General features: G+C 73.2%; 1 protein-coding gene. It reads right to left on the reverse strand.

Annotated elements, in window-relative coordinates; all coding sequences use genetic code 11:
* Positions 1–544 (reverse strand): DUF5914 domain-containing protein (locus KUM32_RS39665; RefSeq protein ID WP_217146587.1); only part of this gene is annotated, 544 nt, incomplete at both ends.

Below are 544 nucleotides of genomic sequence, written 5' to 3' on the forward strand. Positions count from 1 at the left end.
GCAGGAGACGTCGACGACGAAGGCGTAGTCCCCCTCACCGAACGGCTCCCGCACCACCGACAGATCGACGAACGAGTACGGGTGGAACCACGAGCCGTGCCACGGGTCGAGGCGGTTGGCCACCACGTCTTCCGGTTCGCACCGCCCCACCGCCGTGAACACCGCGTCCACCCCCGCGCCCGACGCTGGTCGCGGGGGCACTGAAGGCCGCTCGGTGGGCTCCTCGCCGCCCACCTCGTCCAGCCGTACCCAGAGGAGCACGCCGTCGTCGTACACGGGAAACGGCTGCCAGCCGGCGAACGGGGAACCGTCCAGGGTGAGGCCATGCCAGTGGCACACCAACCGCCCGCACACCACCCGGCTGTCGCGCAACGGGGCGCCGAGGTGCGGGCAGATGCCCGAGCCGGCGTGCGGCACGCCGCTGTCCGAGCGCCACAGCACGACCTCCACGCCCCCGACCGTCCTGCCGTACGGGCGACCACCCGCGCGCACCCCCCGAGAGGCGCCGACGACGAACCAGTTGCCACACGGGCGGGCCTGTGCC

This window comes from Streptomyces sp. AC627_RSS907 (assembly GCF_019049165.1).